Annotated in this window: 17 protein-coding genes; 13 read left to right on the plus strand and 4 right to left on the minus strand. The window is 58.4% G+C overall.

What is annotated here, in order from left to right; genetic code table 11:
• From AB7D48_RS16775 to AB7D48_RS16835, 13 genes are all read left to right on the plus strand, one after another.
• A partial coding sequence (locus AB7D48_RS16775) for a fumarylacetoacetate hydrolase family protein (protein WP_427981559.1) occupies nt 1-566 on the plus strand: 566 nt, incomplete at its 5' end.
• Nucleotides 567-569: 3 nt separating this feature from the next.
• On the plus strand, nt 570-1,511 hold the full coding sequence (locus AB7D48_RS16780; protein ID WP_427981562.1) for an acetaldehyde dehydrogenase (acetylating): 942 nt from the start codon (nt 570-572) through the stop codon (nt 1,509-1,511).
• Entirely contained in the window at nt 1,512-2,546 is a 1,035-nt protein-coding gene (gene dmpG, locus AB7D48_RS16785; RefSeq protein ID WP_427981565.1) for a 4-hydroxy-2-oxovalerate aldolase, read from the plus strand.
• Nucleotides 2,543-3,319, plus strand: coding sequence for a 2-keto-4-pentenoate hydratase (locus AB7D48_RS16790; RefSeq protein WP_427981567.1), 777 nt, complete (start codon nt 2,543-2,545; stop codon nt 3,317-3,319). Before dmpG ends, AB7D48_RS16790 begins: the two co-directional genes overlap by 4 nt.
• 5 nt (nt 3,320-3,324) lie before the next feature.
• Entirely contained in the window at nt 3,325-3,546 is a 222-nt protein-coding gene (locus tag AB7D48_RS16795; protein ID WP_427981569.1) for a 2-hydroxymuconate tautomerase, read from the plus strand.
• A gap of 154 nt (nt 3,547-3,700) precedes the next feature.
• Nucleotides 3,701-4,957, plus strand: a complete 1,257-nt coding sequence (locus tag AB7D48_RS16800; RefSeq protein ID WP_427981571.1) for an ABC transporter substrate-binding protein — start codon at nt 3,701-3,703, stop codon at nt 4,955-4,957.
• A gap of 1 nt (nt 4,958) precedes the next feature.
• Nucleotides 4,959-5,687 carry an ABC transporter ATP-binding protein gene (locus AB7D48_RS16805; protein ID WP_427981573.1) on the plus strand — a complete coding sequence of 243 codons (729 nt, stop codon included), beginning with the start codon at nt 4,959-4,961 and terminating at the stop codon, nt 5,685-5,687.
• A complete protein-coding gene (locus tag AB7D48_RS16810) occupies nt 5,684-6,382 on the plus strand; it encodes an ABC transporter ATP-binding protein (RefSeq protein ID WP_427981575.1) in 699 nt (232 codons plus the stop codon). Before AB7D48_RS16805 ends, AB7D48_RS16810 begins: the two co-directional genes overlap by 4 nt.
• 2 nt (nt 6,383-6,384) lie before the next feature.
• A complete protein-coding gene (locus tag AB7D48_RS16815) occupies nt 6,385-7,257 on the plus strand; it encodes a branched-chain amino acid ABC transporter permease (protein ID WP_427981577.1) in 873 nt (290 codons plus the stop codon).
• An 80-nt stretch (nt 7,258-7,337) separates the two neighbouring features.
• Nucleotides 7,338-8,291 carry a branched-chain amino acid ABC transporter permease gene (locus tag AB7D48_RS16820; RefSeq protein ID WP_427981579.1) on the plus strand — a complete coding sequence of 318 codons (954 nt, stop codon included), beginning with the start codon at nt 7,338-7,340 and terminating at the stop codon, nt 8,289-8,291.
• 122 nt (nt 8,292-8,413) lie between these two features.
• On the plus strand, nt 8,414-9,457 hold the full coding sequence (locus tag AB7D48_RS16825; protein ID WP_427981581.1) for a VOC family protein: 1,044 nt from the start codon (nt 8,414-8,416) through the stop codon (nt 9,455-9,457).
• A gap of 255 nt (nt 9,458-9,712) precedes the next feature.
• Entirely contained in the window at nt 9,713-10,645 is a 933-nt protein-coding gene (locus AB7D48_RS16830) for a SphA family protein (protein ID WP_427981584.1), read from the plus strand.
• A gap of 790 nt (nt 10,646-11,435) precedes the next feature.
• On the plus strand, nt 11,436-12,347 hold the full coding sequence (locus AB7D48_RS16835) for a LysR family transcriptional regulator (protein WP_427981586.1): 912 nt from the start codon (nt 11,436-11,438) through the stop codon (nt 12,345-12,347).
• Here AB7D48_RS16835 and AB7D48_RS16840 read toward each other — a convergent pair.
• From AB7D48_RS16840 to trbF, 4 genes are all read right to left on the minus strand, one after another.
• Entirely contained in the window at nt 12,323-12,580 is a 258-nt protein-coding gene (locus AB7D48_RS16840; RefSeq protein WP_427981588.1) for a DUF2274 domain-containing protein, read from the minus strand. The two genes, AB7D48_RS16835 and AB7D48_RS16840, sit on opposite strands and share 25 nt — an antisense overlap.
• Nucleotides 12,577-13,761, minus strand: a complete 1,185-nt coding sequence (locus AB7D48_RS16845; RefSeq protein WP_427981590.1) for a TrbI/VirB10 family protein — start codon at nt 13,759-13,761, stop codon at nt 12,577-12,579. Before AB7D48_RS16845 ends, AB7D48_RS16840 begins: the two co-directional genes overlap by 4 nt.
• Nucleotides 13,758-14,747, minus strand: coding sequence for a P-type conjugative transfer protein TrbG (gene trbG, locus AB7D48_RS16850; RefSeq protein ID WP_427981593.1), 990 nt, complete (start codon nt 14,745-14,747; stop codon nt 13,758-13,760). Before trbG ends, AB7D48_RS16845 begins: the two co-directional genes overlap by 4 nt.
• Nucleotides 14,747-15,314 (minus strand): conjugal transfer protein TrbF (gene trbF, locus AB7D48_RS16855; protein ID WP_427981595.1); only part of this gene is annotated, 568 nt, incomplete at its 5' end. The genes trbF and trbG, both read right to left, overlap by 1 nt.

A 15,314-nucleotide genomic window follows, 5' to 3' on the forward strand; every position in this document is an offset into this window, starting at 1 on the left:
CTTCGAACCCGCACCCTCTGGGTGATCCATCAAACGCGCCCCTCACGGCCATCAACACCATGATTTATATCGGAAATATTGAGATCCTGACAGCAAAATCAGCGATTTACTTGGGGAATGTGGGTTTAGACGAACAGCTTACGGCGGCGGACTTGTTCCGGGCCATCGATTACGGCGTGCCGGCTGTGGAGATTGTCGGCTCCCGTGTTGCCAACTGGGACATCAAGATTACCGACACGATCGCGGACAATGCCTCCTCGGGCCTCTACGTTCTCGGCTCGCGTCCGGTCCGGCTGGGGGATTTCGACCCGCGCCTGTGCGGCATGGTGATGGAGAAGGCCGGCGAGCCGGTTTCTGTGGGCGCCGGGGCGGCATGCCTGGGTTCACCGCTGAATGCGGCTTTGTGGTTAGCGAAGGTGATGGCGAAGGCAGGCAAGCCGCTCGTGGCGGGCGATACCATTCTGTCCGGCGCGCTGGGGCCGATGGCGGTCGTGGCGCCGGGTGACGTGTTCGACGTGCGCATCGAGGGCGTTGGCGCCGTGCGCGCCGCATTTGCAAAGGAGTGAGACATGGCCAAGGTAAAAGCCGCCATCATTGGCTCAGGTAATATCGGCACGGACCTGATGATCAAGATCATGCGCACCTCCAAGAATTTGGAGATGGGCGCACTCGTCGGTATCGACCCCAATTCCGATGGCCTGGCCCGCGCCAAGCGCCTGGGCGTGCCGGTGACGCATGAGGGGATCGAGGGGTTACGCAAGCTGCCGAACTATAAGGACATCAAGGTGGTGTTCGACGCGACTTCGGCGGGCGCGCATATCAGGAACAACGAGATATTGCAGCATGATGGCAAGAAGGTGATTGACCTCACCCCCGCCGCCATCGGGCCGTTCACCATTCCGGCGATCAACGGCGACGCCAACATCAACGAGCCGAACGTCAACATGGTGACATGCGGCGGGCAGGCGACCATTCCGATGGTGTATGCCGTGAAGCGCGCGACCGACCGCGTGCTTTATGGCGAGATCGTCGCCTCCATCTCCTCGAAGAGTGCCGGGCCGGGGACGCGCGCCAATATCGACGAGTTCACCGAGACGACCTCGAAGGCCATCGAGGTGCTGGGCGGGGCGGAGCGTGGCAAGGCCATCATCGTTCTGAATCCCGCCGAACCGCCGCTGATCATGCGCGACACCATATTCGTGCTGAGCCAGGGAGGCACGCCGGAGGCGATCGAGGCGTCGATCCTGGAGATGGAGCAGAGCATCCGCAAATACGTGCCCGGCTACCGGCTGAAGCAGAAGGTGCAGTTCGAGCATATCGGCGACAACGCGCCGGTGCGCATTCCCGGCATCGGCTATGCCTCCGGGCTGAAGACCACCATCCTGCTGGAGGTGGAGGGGGCGGCACATTATTTGCCCGCCTATGCCGGCAATCTCGACATCATGACATCCGCCGCGCTGACCACCGCCGACCATTGGGCCGCGCGCGAACTACTGAAGGAGGCCGCTTAAATGGCCCGTCCCAACCCGAATAAGATTTATGTGCAGGACGTGACCCTGCGCGACGGCATGCACGCCGTTCGGCATCAATATTCCATAGAGAAGGCCGCCGAGATCGCCCGCGCGCTGGATGAAGCGAAGGTTGATGCCATCGAGATCAGCCACGGCGACGGCATCACCGGCTCGACCTTCAATTATGGCTTCGGCGCGCATGACGATACGGAATGGGTCTCTGCCGTGGCGGGCGCCTGCAAGCACGCCGTTGTCACCGTGCTGCTGCTGCCCGGCATCGGCACTGTGCATGACCTCAAGCATGTGTACGAGGCCGGGGCGCGTTCCGTGCGCATCGCAACCCATTGTACCGAGGCCGACGTTTCCCGCCAACATATCGAGGCGGCGCGCAGGCTCGGCATGGATACGGTCGGCTTCCTGATGATGGCGCATATGGCCTCTGTGGAAAAGCTGGTCGAACAAGCGAAGCTGATGGAAAGCTATGGCGCGGAGTGCGTCTACGTGACCGACTCCGCGGGCGCGCTACTGCCTGAGCAATATGCCGAGCGCGTCACCGCTGTCCGCGCGGCGCTGAAGCCGGAGACCGAGATCGGCGTGCATACACACCACAATCTCACGCTCGGCGTCGCCAATGCGGTCTCTGGCATCAAGGCTGGGGCGGTGCGTGTTGACGCTTCGCTCGCAGGCATGGGGGCGGGGGCGGGCAACGCCCCGCTGGAGGCGCTGATCGCCGTGCTCGACCGCTACGGCATCGAGACCGGCGTCGATCTCTACAAGCTGATGGACGCCGCCGACGACCTCGTGCGCCCTTTACAGGACCGCCCGGTGCGTGTGGACCGCGAAAGCCTTGCCCTGGGCTACGCGGGCGTCTACTCCTCCTTCCTCCGTCACGCCGAGAACGCCTCGAAGATTTACGGCGTCGAGACGCGGGACATTCTGGCCGAGCTGGGCCGCCGCAAGATGGTCGGCGGGCAGGAGGACATGATCATCGACGTGGCGCTGGATATTCTCAAGCAGCGTGAGGCGGCAGCATGAGCAACGTATCACTCGCAGACTTCGCCGCGAAGCTCGACGAGGCGGCGCTGACCGCCACCGCCACGCCGCAACTGACGGATAGCTACCCCGGCTTCACCGCCGATGAAGCCTACGCCGTGCAGCTCATGCTCCTGCAACGCCGCTGGCAGCGCGGCGAGAAGCGGGCAGGCTACAAGATGGGCCTCACGTCCCGCGCCAAGATGGTGCAAGTCGGCGTCTCCGAGGTCATCTGGGGCCGCCTGACGGATGCGATGCGACAGGAGGAGGGCGGGACATTGTCCAAGTCCCGCTTCGTGCATCCGCGCGTCGAGCCGGAAATCGCCTACATCATGGGCAAGGAGCTGTCGGGCAACGTCTCGGCGGTGGAAGCCTTGCAGGCGGTGGAGGCGGTTGCCCCGGCAATGGAGATCATCGATAGCCGCTACCAGAATTTTAAGTTCGCGCTACCCGACGTGATCGCCGACAATTCCTCCTCCTCCGGCTTCTATGTCGGGTCCTGGGCGAAACCGGACACCGATGTGAGCAATCTCGGCATCGTCATGGAGGTCAACGGCCGCCCGGTGCAAATTGGCTCTTCCGCCGCCATCCTCGGCAACCCGATCCGTTCGCTGGTCTCAGCAGCAAAGCTCGTCGGGCGCGCGGGAGAAAGCCTGCGTCCGGGCGACATCGTGCTCGCAGGCGGTGCCACCGCCGCGCATGCACTGGCACCCGGAGAGCATATTCAGACGCATTTCCAGACCCTTGGCCGGGTCGCCTTTAACGTGGAGGCTTAAATCTCATGCCGATCGTGAACGTTACGATGATTGAAGGCCGCGCTGTCGAGTTGAAGCAGAAAATGATCCGAGCGATGACAGACGCCATCGTGGAAAGCATCAATGCACCACGAGAGACCATCCGGGTGATTATCAACGAGGTACCGCCTTGGCATTTTGGCTCTGGCGGTGAAGTTAAAGGAATGCCGTCGGAAGAGGCAAAAGCCAGAGCCACGGAAGTAGCCTGAATCTATAACGCCACCTTTCCAAGGCGGCCCGAGCAATATTTCGTCGCTGCTTTCGGAAGGGACGGCCAGCTTCAAACCATATCGACTTCAAGACAATCAAAGATAAAACAGGAGACGTTTCATGACTCGTATCACAGTTTCGTCGCGCCATGGCTTGTCCCGGCGCGGCGCTTTGAAACTTGGTGGTCTCACCGTCGCGGGGTCGCTGCTTGATGCACCTTATGTCCGCGCTGCTTCATCCCGGAAAGTAAAAATTGGTTTTGTCAGCCCGGTCACTGGACCACTTGCGGCCTTTTCCCAGCCCGATCCGTTTCTTCTGGCTCAATTGAAGAAGAGCATCGCCGGAGGGCTGAAGATTGGCGGGCAGCTTTACGATGTCGAGATCCTTTATAAAGACAGCCAGTCCGATTCGAATCGTGCCTCGGATGTTACCAGCGACTTGATCTTGAATGACGAAGTGGCGTTGGTGATCGCGGCCTCTACCCCCGCCACCACCGTGCCTGTTTCCTCGCAATGCGAGCTGAACGGTGTGCCCTGTATTACCACGGATACGCCTTGGCAATCCTGGTTTTATGGCTGCCAGGGAAATCCGAAAACAGGATTTCAGTGGACCTATCATTTCTTCTGGGGGTTGGAGCAGCTTATCGGCACCTTCACCAGCATGTGGCAGCAGATCCCGACCGATAAGGCGGTCGGCAGTCTTTGGCCCAACGATTCAGACGGTAATTCCTGGGCGGACGTTAAAACAGGCTTCCCCCCCGCGTTGGCCAAGGATGGCTTTAAACTCACCGATCTCGGGCGCTTTCCTCTGCCGGTTTCAGACTTTACCCCTTTCATTACGGCGTTTAAAAACAACGCGGTGGAAACCGTCGTCGGGGTGTTGCCCCCGCCGGATTTCGCGACTTTCTGGAGTCAGTCCGCGCAGCAGAATTTCCGCCCGAAAATTGTTACCTGCCCGAAGGCTCTTGAATTCCCGCAGACCATCAAAGCTTTTGGAGAGCGGGCCAACGGGCTCTCTGTGGAAGTGGCCTGGGCGCCGGAATTTCCATTCGTTTCAACCCTGACCGGACAAAGCGGGCGGCAATTGGCAAAGGCATATACCGCAGCCTCGGGCGATCAATGGTCCATGCCGCTAGGTAACCGTCACGCATTGTTTGAGGTTGCGGTGGATGTGCTCAAGCGCGCCAGCAGCACCGACCCGAAGGATATACGCGCCGCGATCGCCGCAACAAATCTCAAGACCATTAATGGCACCGTGAATTTTGCACAGGGGCCGGTGCCCAATGTGAGTGAAACACCGCTTGTCAGCGGCCAATGGCGAAAGGCAGGCAATGGGTTCGATCTGGTGATCGTGGACAACGCTGTGGCGCCGGAAGTGCCGGTTGCCGACAAGCTGCAATCTCTCGCTTAAAATGATGGCGGCGCTTCTGGAGTTGCGCAACGTCACAAAGAGCTATGGCTCTTTGTGTGTCACGGACAATCTCAGCGTCGCCCTCCATGGAGGGGAGGCGCTGGGCATTATCGGCCCCAACGGTGCGGGCAAGACGACGATGTTCAACCTCATCTCCGGCAATGTTACACCCGGCACGGGCAGTGTGCATTTCCAAGGGCAGAATATCTCCACTTGGCCGCCCTTTAAGCGCGCCATCTCCGGTATTGGTCGCACCTATCAGGTGCCGCAGCCCTTCGTGGGCATGAGCGTGTATGAAAATGTGCTGGTGGGGGCTATGTTCGGTGCCAGCCATAATGAGCGTACCGGTGGTGAACTGGCCATGCATGTGCTGGAGCGCACCGGTCTCGCCACCAAGGCTGGCAGGCTTGCGGGCAACCTGACGCTTCTAGATCGCAAGCGGCTTGAATTGGCTAAGGCGCTTGCAACCGAGCCCAAGCTGCTCCTGCTGGATGAAATCGGCGGCGGGTTGACTGAACATGAGGTGCATGAGCTGGTGGCACTTATCAAATCCATCCATGTTGGCGGCACCGCAATCATCTGGATCGAACATGTGGTGCATGCACTGATGGCGGTGGTGGATCGGCTGATGGTGATAAATTTCGGCGCCAAACTGGTCGAGGGTGAGCCGCATGTGGTGATGGCCAACCCGGAGGTACGCAATATCTATCTCGGGGTGGAGGCAGTATGAGCCTGCTGCAAACGGATCAGCTCCTGGCTTTTTACGGTGATTTCCAAGCCCTCTATGGAATTACCTTAACTGTCGAGGAAGGAGAGACGGTGGCGCTGATCGGTGCCAACGGTGCGGGTAAATCCACCTTCTTGCGGGCTATAACCGGTCTGGTTTTGCATGGTGGCGGCGAGGTGAAGTTCAAGGGGGCGATGATCGGGCGCTTGCGGGCAGAGCAGATTCTTGCCCGCGGCATCTCCCTGGTCCCCGAAGGGCGCAAGCTGTTTCCGAGCCTTTCCGTTGAAGAAAATCTGCTGATGGGTGGCTATGCCAAGAGGCAAGGTCCGTGGAATATTACCAGTATTTACGAACTCTTTCCGGCATTGCGTGACCACGCGAAGCGCCCAAGCATGGCGCTCTCTGGTGGCCAGCAGCAGATGGTGGCAATCGGCCGGGCATTGATGGCAAATCCTGAGCTGCTCTTGTGTGATGAGCTTTCCTTGGGCCTCGCCCCCGTTGTCATTCGCGATATCTACGCGGCATTGCCCCGTATCAAGGCGGAAGGCACCTCCGTGCTGCTGGTGGAGCAGGATACCGGGCAGGCCCTACGCGTCGCGGATCGTGTATATTGTTTCCAGGAAGGCAAGATCTCCCTTCAAGGGCGTCCGGCGGAACTGACACGCGAGCAAATCTCTTTTGCCTATTTCGGAGTCTGAACATGTCAGACTGGATCAATATACTTCTTCAAGGTATGCTAACCGGCGGATTATACGCACTGCTTGCGGCGGGACTCTCCTTGTCCTTTGGGGTGATGCGTGTAATCAATATCGCGCATGGCGATTTCGCGATTCTCGCTGCTTATATTGCCATTGTACTCGCTTCTTCCCTGCATTTGAACCCGGTGGAAGCCCTGGTACTCACGGTGCCAATCATGGCGGCGCTTGGCTATGCGCTGCAGCGCGGTTTGCTGAATCGTACGCTTGGTAATAATGTCCTACGTCCTCTGCTGGTGACATTTGGACTGTCCATTATCATCCAAAACGGCTTGCTGGAGGTCTTTTCCGCCAATGCGCGCAGTCTGAACGTCGGTGGTTTCGGCATAGCCAGCTTTGTGCTGGGTGATAATGTCGCCGCTGGCCTTCTGCCTCTCACGGTAATGCTGGTGGCTGTGTTGCTGCTGGGCGGGATGCAATTCCTGTTCTCTCGCACGACGCTTGGTCGCGCCTTCCGCGCCGCGTCTGACGATCCCGAAACCGTAAGGCTGATGGGCGTCGATAACCGCCATATCTATGCCATGGCCATGGGTATCGCGATGGCACTCGTCGCCGTGGCGGGGGTATTTTTGGTCATGCAGAGCAACATTTCCCCCAGCGCGGGTCCACAGCACCTGCTCTATGCTTTTGAGGCCGTAATTATGGGCGGGTTAGGTTCACTCTGGGGCACGCTGGCCGGGGGGGTGTTGCTGGGCGTGGCCCAGGCCGTTGGGGCGCGGTTGAATCCGGGCTGGGGTATTCTGGCCGGGCATCTTTGTTTTCTCACCATTCTCGTATTCCGCCCCGCAGGACTTTTCCCCAAAACCAGGGATCGTTGAGCATGCAAGATCTCTCCCAGTGTGCCCGCAAGGGTGGCAGTCTCGCAATCATGTTTGCACTCTGTGCCTGTGTAGCCAGCATGCCCTGGTGGGCACACCGCTATACAGAGCAATGGACGATTGAGTTTCTCTATACGCTGGCTCTGGCGCAAAGCTGGAACCTGCTCGCGGGGTATGGCGGTTTGCTCTCCGTGGGGCAGCAGGCTTTCATCGGCGCCGGTGGCTATATGCTGGTGCTGCTGGGGGTGCAGGCCGGGCTGAATCCGTTTCTCATTATCCCCATTGCCGGGCTGGTGTGCGCGGTGCTTGCGGTACCTATTGGCAAGTTGGTGTTCCGGCTGCGTGGAGCGAATTTCGCTGTCGGCACCTGGGTCGTAGCGGAAGTGCTGCGGCTTCTGGTGACGAACACCCATATGCTGGGTGGTGGTTCAGGCACTTCCATCACGAGTACGCTGATGGGTATACCTGTTTGGTGGCGCTTCTCCGCCACGCTATGGGTAGCGCTGGGGCTGGGCGCCGGAGGTACACTGCTGGTCTATGCGCTGCTTCGCAGTAAACTGGGGCTGGCCCTCACCTCCGTGCGGGATAATGAGTCCGCTGCCGCCAGCCTGGGAGTTTCCGTGAATAAGATGAAATGGCTGGTCTATCTTGCTGCAGCCCTATGGGCGGGTATGGCGGGGGCACTCATCTTTATCACCAAGCTGCGTATTTCTCCCGATGCGGCCTTTTCCATAGACTGGACCACGACGATCTTCTTCGTTGTGGTCATCGGAGGCATCGGCACGGTGGAGGGGCCAGTTCTTGGCACACTGGTTTTCTTCCTGTTACGTGGGGCATTGGCTGATTACGGCAGCTGGTATCTCATCGCGCTGGGTGCCGTGGCGGCTGGCTTCATGGTGTGGGCGCCGGGCGGTTTGTGGGGGCTGGTTATGCGTGTTTCGGGCCTTCAGCTCTTTCCTGTTCGGCGCCAGCCGCCCACTCCGGGGGAGATTGCCCCTCTACTGAAACCTCATACCCTCTCAGGCAAGGTATAAAATATCGCAGTCAAAATACCTTTTCCGTAATTTGTGAAGTGTAAAAGGTATTGGACATAGGGGCGTTGTAATTCTACCTTTTTGCCAATTTTGGATAAGCAAAAAACGACAAGGAGCGTCATATGGATTATGATTTTTCACAGCTGACTCAAATTCCGGAGCCGATCTTCGACGTTTCAGAAATGTCGGCTTTTGAACTGTTTTCGCCGAACGTCGATGAGACGGTCTGGTTTTTCAGGGATCTTCTAGGCATGATCGAAACTGGCCGCAGTGACGATTCGGTCTATTTGCGCGGCTGGCACGATCCGTATAGTCATTCTTTGAAGGTTACGTATCGTGAGCAGCCGGGTATGGGGGCGGTTGTCTGGCGTGCTACATCTCCGGCGGCACTGCAGCGCCGGGTGAAGTCCATTGAGACATCCGGTCTCGGTCGAGGCTGGGTAAAGGCGGAAGGCGGTTTGGGGCCAGCCTATGAGTTCACCATGCCGGACGGCAGCATCCAACGCCTGCATTGGGAGGCGGAATATTACCGTCCGCCGGCGCAGAAACGCTCCATCCTCCTCAACCGCGTCCAACGTCGTCCGCTTAGTGGCGTGCCAGTACGTGGGTTGGATCATCTTAACCTGCTCTCGCGTAGCGTTACGGAAAACCGCCGCTTCATGAGCGAACACATGGGATTCAAACTCTCTGAGCAGATCATTGGGCATGATGGTACTGAGCTGGGCGCTTGGCTGCGTACCATGACGCGCTCGCATGATCTTGCGCTGGTTAAGGACATGGCCGCAGACGGTGGAAGACTGCACCATGTGGCTTTCCTATACGGTAATACTCAGCATCTTTCTGACTTCTGCGATGTTGCGACAGATCATGGCATCGAGATGGAAGCCGGCCCCGCCGTGCACGCGGTTAGCCAAGCCCAATTCGTGTATGTGTTGGAGCCTGGAGGTAATCGGATCGAATTGGTTGGCGAAGCTGGCTATACAATCACAGATCCATCCTGGACCCCTGTGGTTTGGGAACAGGATGCGCTGGAAAATGCTATTATTTTCTATGGAAGCCCGCTGCCTGCAGAATTCGACACGTATGGCACCCCACATCCATGTAAAACCAATTACCGTACACCCAACCGCTATGTAAGAGCGGAAGCGAGCGTCATACTGAAGTGACCGGGTTCTGAGGCATCGTTCTATCATTTGCCAGATATGGGACGCCTCAGAACAATTTTTCTGAAACTCGCATCTAAAAGACGTTTGGATTGGTGCGGCTTATGATCGCGTCTATTCGCGGATCACTTCATAAAACCGATTATTCCTAAATAACACTCAATATGGCCAAGTAGGGAGGCTTTCTTCGTGCCCACCACATGGATCATACTGCAGACTCAAAATAAATAATTTTCGATGTCATAAGGGAGAACATAAATGAGCAAGATACAGAGCCCATCATATTCCATACTTTGCTTCGCATGTCTCGGTTTTTCACTGGCTTGTCCGGCCATTGCGCGTGAGCCTGGTGCAGGCAATGCATATTCTCAAGGGTCGTCGATTGGCCTACCCACGGGTGCCAATCCGCCGGAAGGCGTATGGTTCGAGGATACGTCGAGCGTCTATGTCGCTCAGGCGACAGATACCGAGGGCACCACAAAAAATGGCACAAAGATCACTGCCATCTCCACGGCACCACGCATTCTCTGGACGACGCCCTGGAAATTTCTGGGCGCCACGGAAATGGCCTTCGTGGTCATGCCGATCGTCAATCTGGACGTGTCCAATATTCCCGGTCAGTCCGGCGTAACGGGGCATTCATTAGCCTTTGCCAATCCGGAATTCGTGCCGATCAATCTGTCTTGGAATCTTGGCATACCGGGACTGTTTGGCAGTGCGACATTCGGCTTCTATCCACCGATCGGCCGCTATTCTTCAAATGCGACAGTGAATATCGGCGATAATTTCTGGACATTCCAGCCAGAAGCAGCCCTTTCCTATATCTCACCGAGATGGGTGCTATCAGTGCACTTTCTATACAATACAAATACCGAAGACAAGGCAACGGATTACACGTCCGGCGACCAGCTTTTTGTTGATCTCACAGCTTTGCATAATTTCGGAAAATGGTCGGTGGGTCCGGTTGCCTATTACACCAAGCAGGTGACGCCGGACAAGAACCAGGGTACCTACTACGGTGCCGATCACCCCCTTTATGGTGAGCCTGGAGCCTTCGCACCCGGCCTGTTGGTGGGATATAAAGCTGGCAAGGTACAACTTGCGGGCTACTTCACTCATGATGTCGTGGCCAGTCAGGGCGGCGATGTCGGTACGAGAGTCTATTTCCGTGTGATGTTCCCGTTTAGCTAAGGTTATAAGCCAGGAAATGTAAGGGTGCACTATTATAGTGCACGACTGTAATCGTCAGAGCACTATACGCATTTCGTGGCCCTTAGAGTGTTGGATGGCGGCGCAGCGACCTCCCTCTTGGCAACCCCGAGCGAAACGTCATTTCCACCTACGGCATTTGATTCAAACGGTGGTACGAATTTTCCGCTCTCTGTAGCGGACTTAATGGGCGGCACAATGACGAACAATGCTCCATCAAGTTTTAATACACCGAATTGCACTACGATGACTAACTAAGCTGCACTTTCCACACCTCCGTCAGGCGGTACGGTCGGAGCCACGCCAACCGATCCCAAAAAGAGAATTTTTATCATCACTGACGGTATGGAAGACTAGTGCAGCGGCACCCCTTCTACGGGCAGTTCCTGAAGCACTACTTGTGGTCGTATGCTTGATGAAATGACAGGTATTTATGCGGAAGTAAATGTTGCTATTAAGTAATAGTAGGCAATCCGCTCTTAGCGGAAGGGTTGAAGAGTAGATCGGAATTTCGTTGTTTGATTGTATGTCTAGTGGAGTGTCGCTAACACGGGCGGGACAAGAATTTTTGGAAATTATTGGCCACATTCTACAAGAGATCGACGATCTGGTCAGGAGAGCACGTTTTGCTGGGCGTGAAGGGATAGGGCGAGTATACACCGCCAAGAGAAGACGTGTAGATGCTTAAAACAGGGCACTTGCTGCCGGTAAAATGCCGGCCGATGAACCGGGTCCTGATATGGCGGCGGAACCGCACGTTGAGGACACCATCATGCCGTTCGATTTGAGGCAGTTGCGTTATGCGATCGCGGCCGCCGACCAGCATAGTTTTCATCGCGCGGCTGATTTGCTTGGATTGAAGCAGTCGACGCTCAGCCGGCGTATCAGGCAGATGGAGGAGCGTCTCGGCACACCGTTGTTCGTGCGTAGCCGCGCCGGGGTACGCCCCACGATAGCCGGCGTGGCGTTTCTGCGTAGCGCGCGCTGTCTTATCGCCCAGGCCGACATGATGGCGACCGCGGCGGTTGCCGCCAGCCGGGGTGAAGCCGGCCGACTGACGATAGGATTCTATACCTCGCTTTCCGCCGGAGACCTGCGGGCCACTTTGCTTGACTACGTGCGTCGTTCGCCGAGCGTGGAGGTGTTCACGGTGCAGGATTCGCGGGCGCATCTGATCGGCCAGGTCATGAGCGGCGCTATCGATATCGCCGTCGTTACTGGTGATCCGAATGGCGAAAGCCATAAGACGATGCCGCTTTGGAGCGAGCGCATCCTCGTCGCTTTGCCGGAGGATCATCCCCTGGCATCCCACGAAATCGTTTTCTGGTCCGATTTGAAGGGAGAAACGTTCCTGCTTGCACATTACGGATCTGGGCAGGACTTCCATGATTTGCTGGTTGCGAAGCTGGCCTCGCCCGGTGATCGGCCCAAGGTTGTGCGGCACGAGGTTGGCGGTGAGGCGATCAACAGCCTGGTTGCTGCGGGGTTCGGTGTAAGCTTGCTTTGCGATGCCTGTGTCGGCGTGACGCATGCCGGGGTTGTCTACAGAGAGGCGCGTGATGGCAATGGTCCATGCCGCATCGGTTATACCGCGCATTGGCGGGAAGATAATGACAATCCAGCCCTGGCTTCATTCCTGAAGCTGTTGCGGGAACGGCATCAGCCTCTATCCGATAAAAATTGAGGTGGATGCGGCGCACCCTGCTTCCGCGCTTTGGCAAATGCCCGATCGGTTGCCATAAACCGTTCTAGAATCGGCGCGATTAGCTTCGCCGGGTCGATGGGTGCCGCTGCTCCCGTGCTTTTCGTAAGGATGTTGGCATAGGCGGAAAGATCACGAAATATATGCGCGGGCAATTCGGTGGTGATCTTCACCGGCCTGTCGTCCAGTATGTTTCCGAGTTTCAGCTTTATCATGGCGTACCTGCTTGTTCATATGGTGAGAGCACTAAATCCCGATCGACGATGACGTCGACTGGCAGACCGTTCCTGTCGGTGAGGGTGGGCTGGATGTTCAACTGGCGCTCGACGATCTGCTGGCCCGCCTGGTTGAGCGTATTCGCGGTGCCTTCACGCAGGGCCAGGACGATGTCGTTATCGTTGTTATTGGCACCCAACTCGCTACCAATGCCAAGAACGGTCGACAGTGCCGCTGCCTTGGCGATCCCCCACCAGTGATAATCCACACCATCCTGCAGCCCGGAATAGCCTTGGCTGTCGGCACCTTCCTGGCGCTGGAGCACGATGGATTGGCCGTCCGGCATGATAAGCCGCGTCCACACCAGCAGGATCCGGCTCTGACCGAAGGAGACTGAGCTGTCATACTCCCCCTCCAGCCGGGCGCCCTGCGGGATGAGCAGATATCGCCCGGTCGGGCTGTCATAGACGTTCTCCGTCACCTGGGCGAAGATCGTGCCGGGCAGATCGGATTTCAGGCCGGTGATCAGGGCGGCTGGGATGATCGAGCCGGCCTGGAGCACGTAGGGCGATGCCGGGGCTTGCAGCCGGTCCGGGCTGACGGTCTGGCCATTGGATGGGCCATTCATAAAGGCGAGCTTCTGTGCTTGCATGTTCTCCGTCGCTTCCGGGTCATCCGACGCCGGCGCGCTCGATCCGTTGCCCGGCGCTTGCGATGGTGTCGCTTTCCCCACGGGGGCTTGCGTGGGCTGTGTCCGTGTCTGCACGAACAGGCTGCTCGTCAGCGCGGCCTGCTGCTCCTGCGCCAGACGCTGCTCGTCCGCATCGCTGCCGGAAGTGACCCGGCCTTGCTGCTGGGCGTGCAGGATCGCCGGGCCGAGATCGCCGGGCAGCGGCGGCCCTAGCGCGGGTGTGTGTTTGGGCAAGTCGGCATAATTGCCCGGCAGGCTGGCGACGCCGTTGGCGATGCTCCGGCTTTGCGTGTTATAAAGTTGCTGTGGCGGTTGAATGGTACCGCGCGATTGCAATGCCCAATAGCCGAGCCCGAGGATACCGGCGCCGGCTATGCCACCGAGCCCGATCAGTACTTTGCGGGAGAGCCTCATGACCCTTGGGGTGTCTGGGCGCAGGCGCAGCGCTGGGCCGGGAGCATGATCCCCGCCACCATTGGTTCCGCTCATGACGCCGGAATCCCATCGGTGCGGACAATACGGACGCGCTGCTCGGAACTGGCATCGCCCATCTGCAGCACGGCGGCGGCAAACAGCGTGTCGACGATCATGTCGTTGCCGCGCACTCGGTAATTCACCAGATCGGAACCTCCGCCCGGCCCGATGACAAAGAGGGGCGGCATGTCGCCCTGACCGATCCCGGACGGAAATTCGATGTAGACTTTCTTCCCGTCGTCGAAGGCCCGCAGGGGCCGCCAGGGAGGATGATCGCCTTCGATCTTGTACCGGAAATTCAGCGCCGAGACATCTATGCCGGTTGCGATGGGCGCCGCCGCATCGACGGCTTCATTCTGCTGTTTGATCGCAATGAGGTCGTCCTCCGGATACTGCCAGGAGATCGACGCCATGTAGGTCGAAGGCGTGGAGCGCAGCTCCAGATGATAGGTTCGCCGGTTGGTGTCGATAACAAGATTCGTGGTTAGGCCGGGCGCTGTCGGCTTGACCAGGATATGGACTTGTTTGGTCGCCCCGGCGCCGCTGATCGTATCGCCGACGATCCAGCGCACGGTGTCGCCCGCCGCGACCGGACCGTTGCCGACCAACTGCTCGCCGGGCTGCAGTGCGATGTCGGTGATTTCCTCGGGCGCGGCATAGACTTCGTAAAGCGCGCCTTCGGTGAAGGGATAGACCTGGATGGCGTTGATATAATCAGCCCGTGTCGGCTGCACCCGCGCCGCCGCATTGGCATTCGCAACGCGGATCGTAGGATCGGGCGATTCATGCGGCGCGGCCTTTGCAGCATTGAGTGGTTTCAACTGGCCGGGCAGCGGGAGCGGCGTCGGCACTTGGACGATGTCTACTGGCTTTGGCGGATTGGGCAGCAGCACTGCCGGGCGCGGCGTGTCGTCATAGCTGATCCGGGGCGGCTTGTATGTCGCGCAGCCGGCGAGAGAGATGGAGCCGAGCAAAGCCAGTGAAGAGATTCTGTATTGCATCAGTCGAGTTCCTTCGACCAGTTGATGGCGGTGATGTAAATTCCGAGCGGATTTTTCTGGAGCCGGTTGGCGTCCGTGGGTGGCGAGATGACGATGGTGAGAATGGCGGTCCAATGCTGTGTCGAGGCCAGGCTGCCATCCTCGTAGTGCCGCTCGACCCAGGCCACCTGGAAACTATTGCTGGAGGCACGGATGACGCTGGAAATGTCCACCGAGACCTGAATTTTGCCGATCTGCGCGAACGGGTCATCGTTGCGGGCAAAATCGTTGAGTGCGACCGCTCCCTGGTCCGTGGTGAAGTCGTAGGCCTGAAGCCAGTTCCGCCGCACGATGACGGGATCGTCGGGAATGGAGCGGACATCCTCGATGAATTGTGCCAGGTACCAGGCGATCTGCGGGTCGGCCGGGCGGTAATCGGCCATGGCGGGGGCCACGGCCTGGGCCTGACCGAGCGTGTCGACCTGAACCACCCAGGGGACGACACTGCCATGGGTGGATTGCCAGACCAGCCCCGCTCCCAACCCGGCGGAAAGAAACAGACCGCCGAAGGCCATGAGACGCCAGTTT

The organism is Acidocella sp., from assembly GCF_050253495.1.
In the GTDB taxonomy this organism is placed as follows: Bacteria; Pseudomonadota; Alphaproteobacteria; order Acetobacterales; family Acetobacteraceae; genus Acidocella.

Excerpts from the sequence above, each read along its gene's own strand:
- AB7D48_RS16780 (WP_427981562.1), top strand. The coding sequence starts at position 570 with ATGGCCAAGGTAAAAGCCGCCATCATTGGCTCAGGTAATATCGGCACG.
- dmpG (WP_427981565.1), top strand. The coding sequence starts at position 1,512 with ATGGCCCGTCCCAACCCGAATAAGATTTATGTGCAGGACGTGACCCTG.
- AB7D48_RS16790 (WP_427981567.1), top strand. The coding sequence starts at position 2,543 with ATGAGCAACGTATCACTCGCAGACTTCGCCGCGAAGCTCGACGAGGCG.
- AB7D48_RS16795 (WP_427981569.1), top strand. The coding sequence starts at position 3,325 with ATGCCGATCGTGAACGTTACGATGATTGAAGGCCGCGCTGTCGAGTTG.
- AB7D48_RS16805 (WP_427981573.1), top strand. The coding sequence starts at position 4,959 with ATGATGGCGGCGCTTCTGGAGTTGCGCAACGTCACAAAGAGCTATGGC.
- AB7D48_RS16810 (WP_427981575.1), top strand. The coding sequence starts at position 5,684 with ATGAGCCTGCTGCAAACGGATCAGCTCCTGGCTTTTTACGGTGATTTC.
- AB7D48_RS16815 (WP_427981577.1), top strand. The coding sequence starts at position 6,385 with ATGTCAGACTGGATCAATATACTTCTTCAAGGTATGCTAACCGGCGGA.
- AB7D48_RS16820 (WP_427981579.1), top strand. The coding sequence starts at position 7,338 with ATGCCCTGGTGGGCACACCGCTATACAGAGCAATGGACGATTGAGTTT.
- AB7D48_RS16825 (WP_427981581.1), top strand. The coding sequence starts at position 8,414 with ATGGATTATGATTTTTCACAGCTGACTCAAATTCCGGAGCCGATCTTC.
- AB7D48_RS16830 (WP_427981584.1), top strand. The coding sequence starts at position 9,713 with ATGAGCAAGATACAGAGCCCATCATATTCCATACTTTGCTTCGCATGT.
- AB7D48_RS16835 (WP_427981586.1), top strand. The coding sequence starts at position 11,436 with ATGCCGTTCGATTTGAGGCAGTTGCGTTATGCGATCGCGGCCGCCGAC.
- AB7D48_RS16840 (WP_427981588.1), bottom strand. The coding sequence starts at position 12,580 with ATGATAAAGCTGAAACTCGGAAACATACTGGACGACAGGCCGGTGAAG.
- AB7D48_RS16845 (WP_427981590.1), bottom strand. The coding sequence starts at position 13,761 with ATGAGCGGAACCAATGGTGGCGGGGATCATGCTCCCGGCCCAGCGCTG.
- trbG (WP_427981593.1), bottom strand. The coding sequence starts at position 14,747 with ATGCAATACAGAATCTCTTCACTGGCTTTGCTCGGCTCCATCTCTCTC.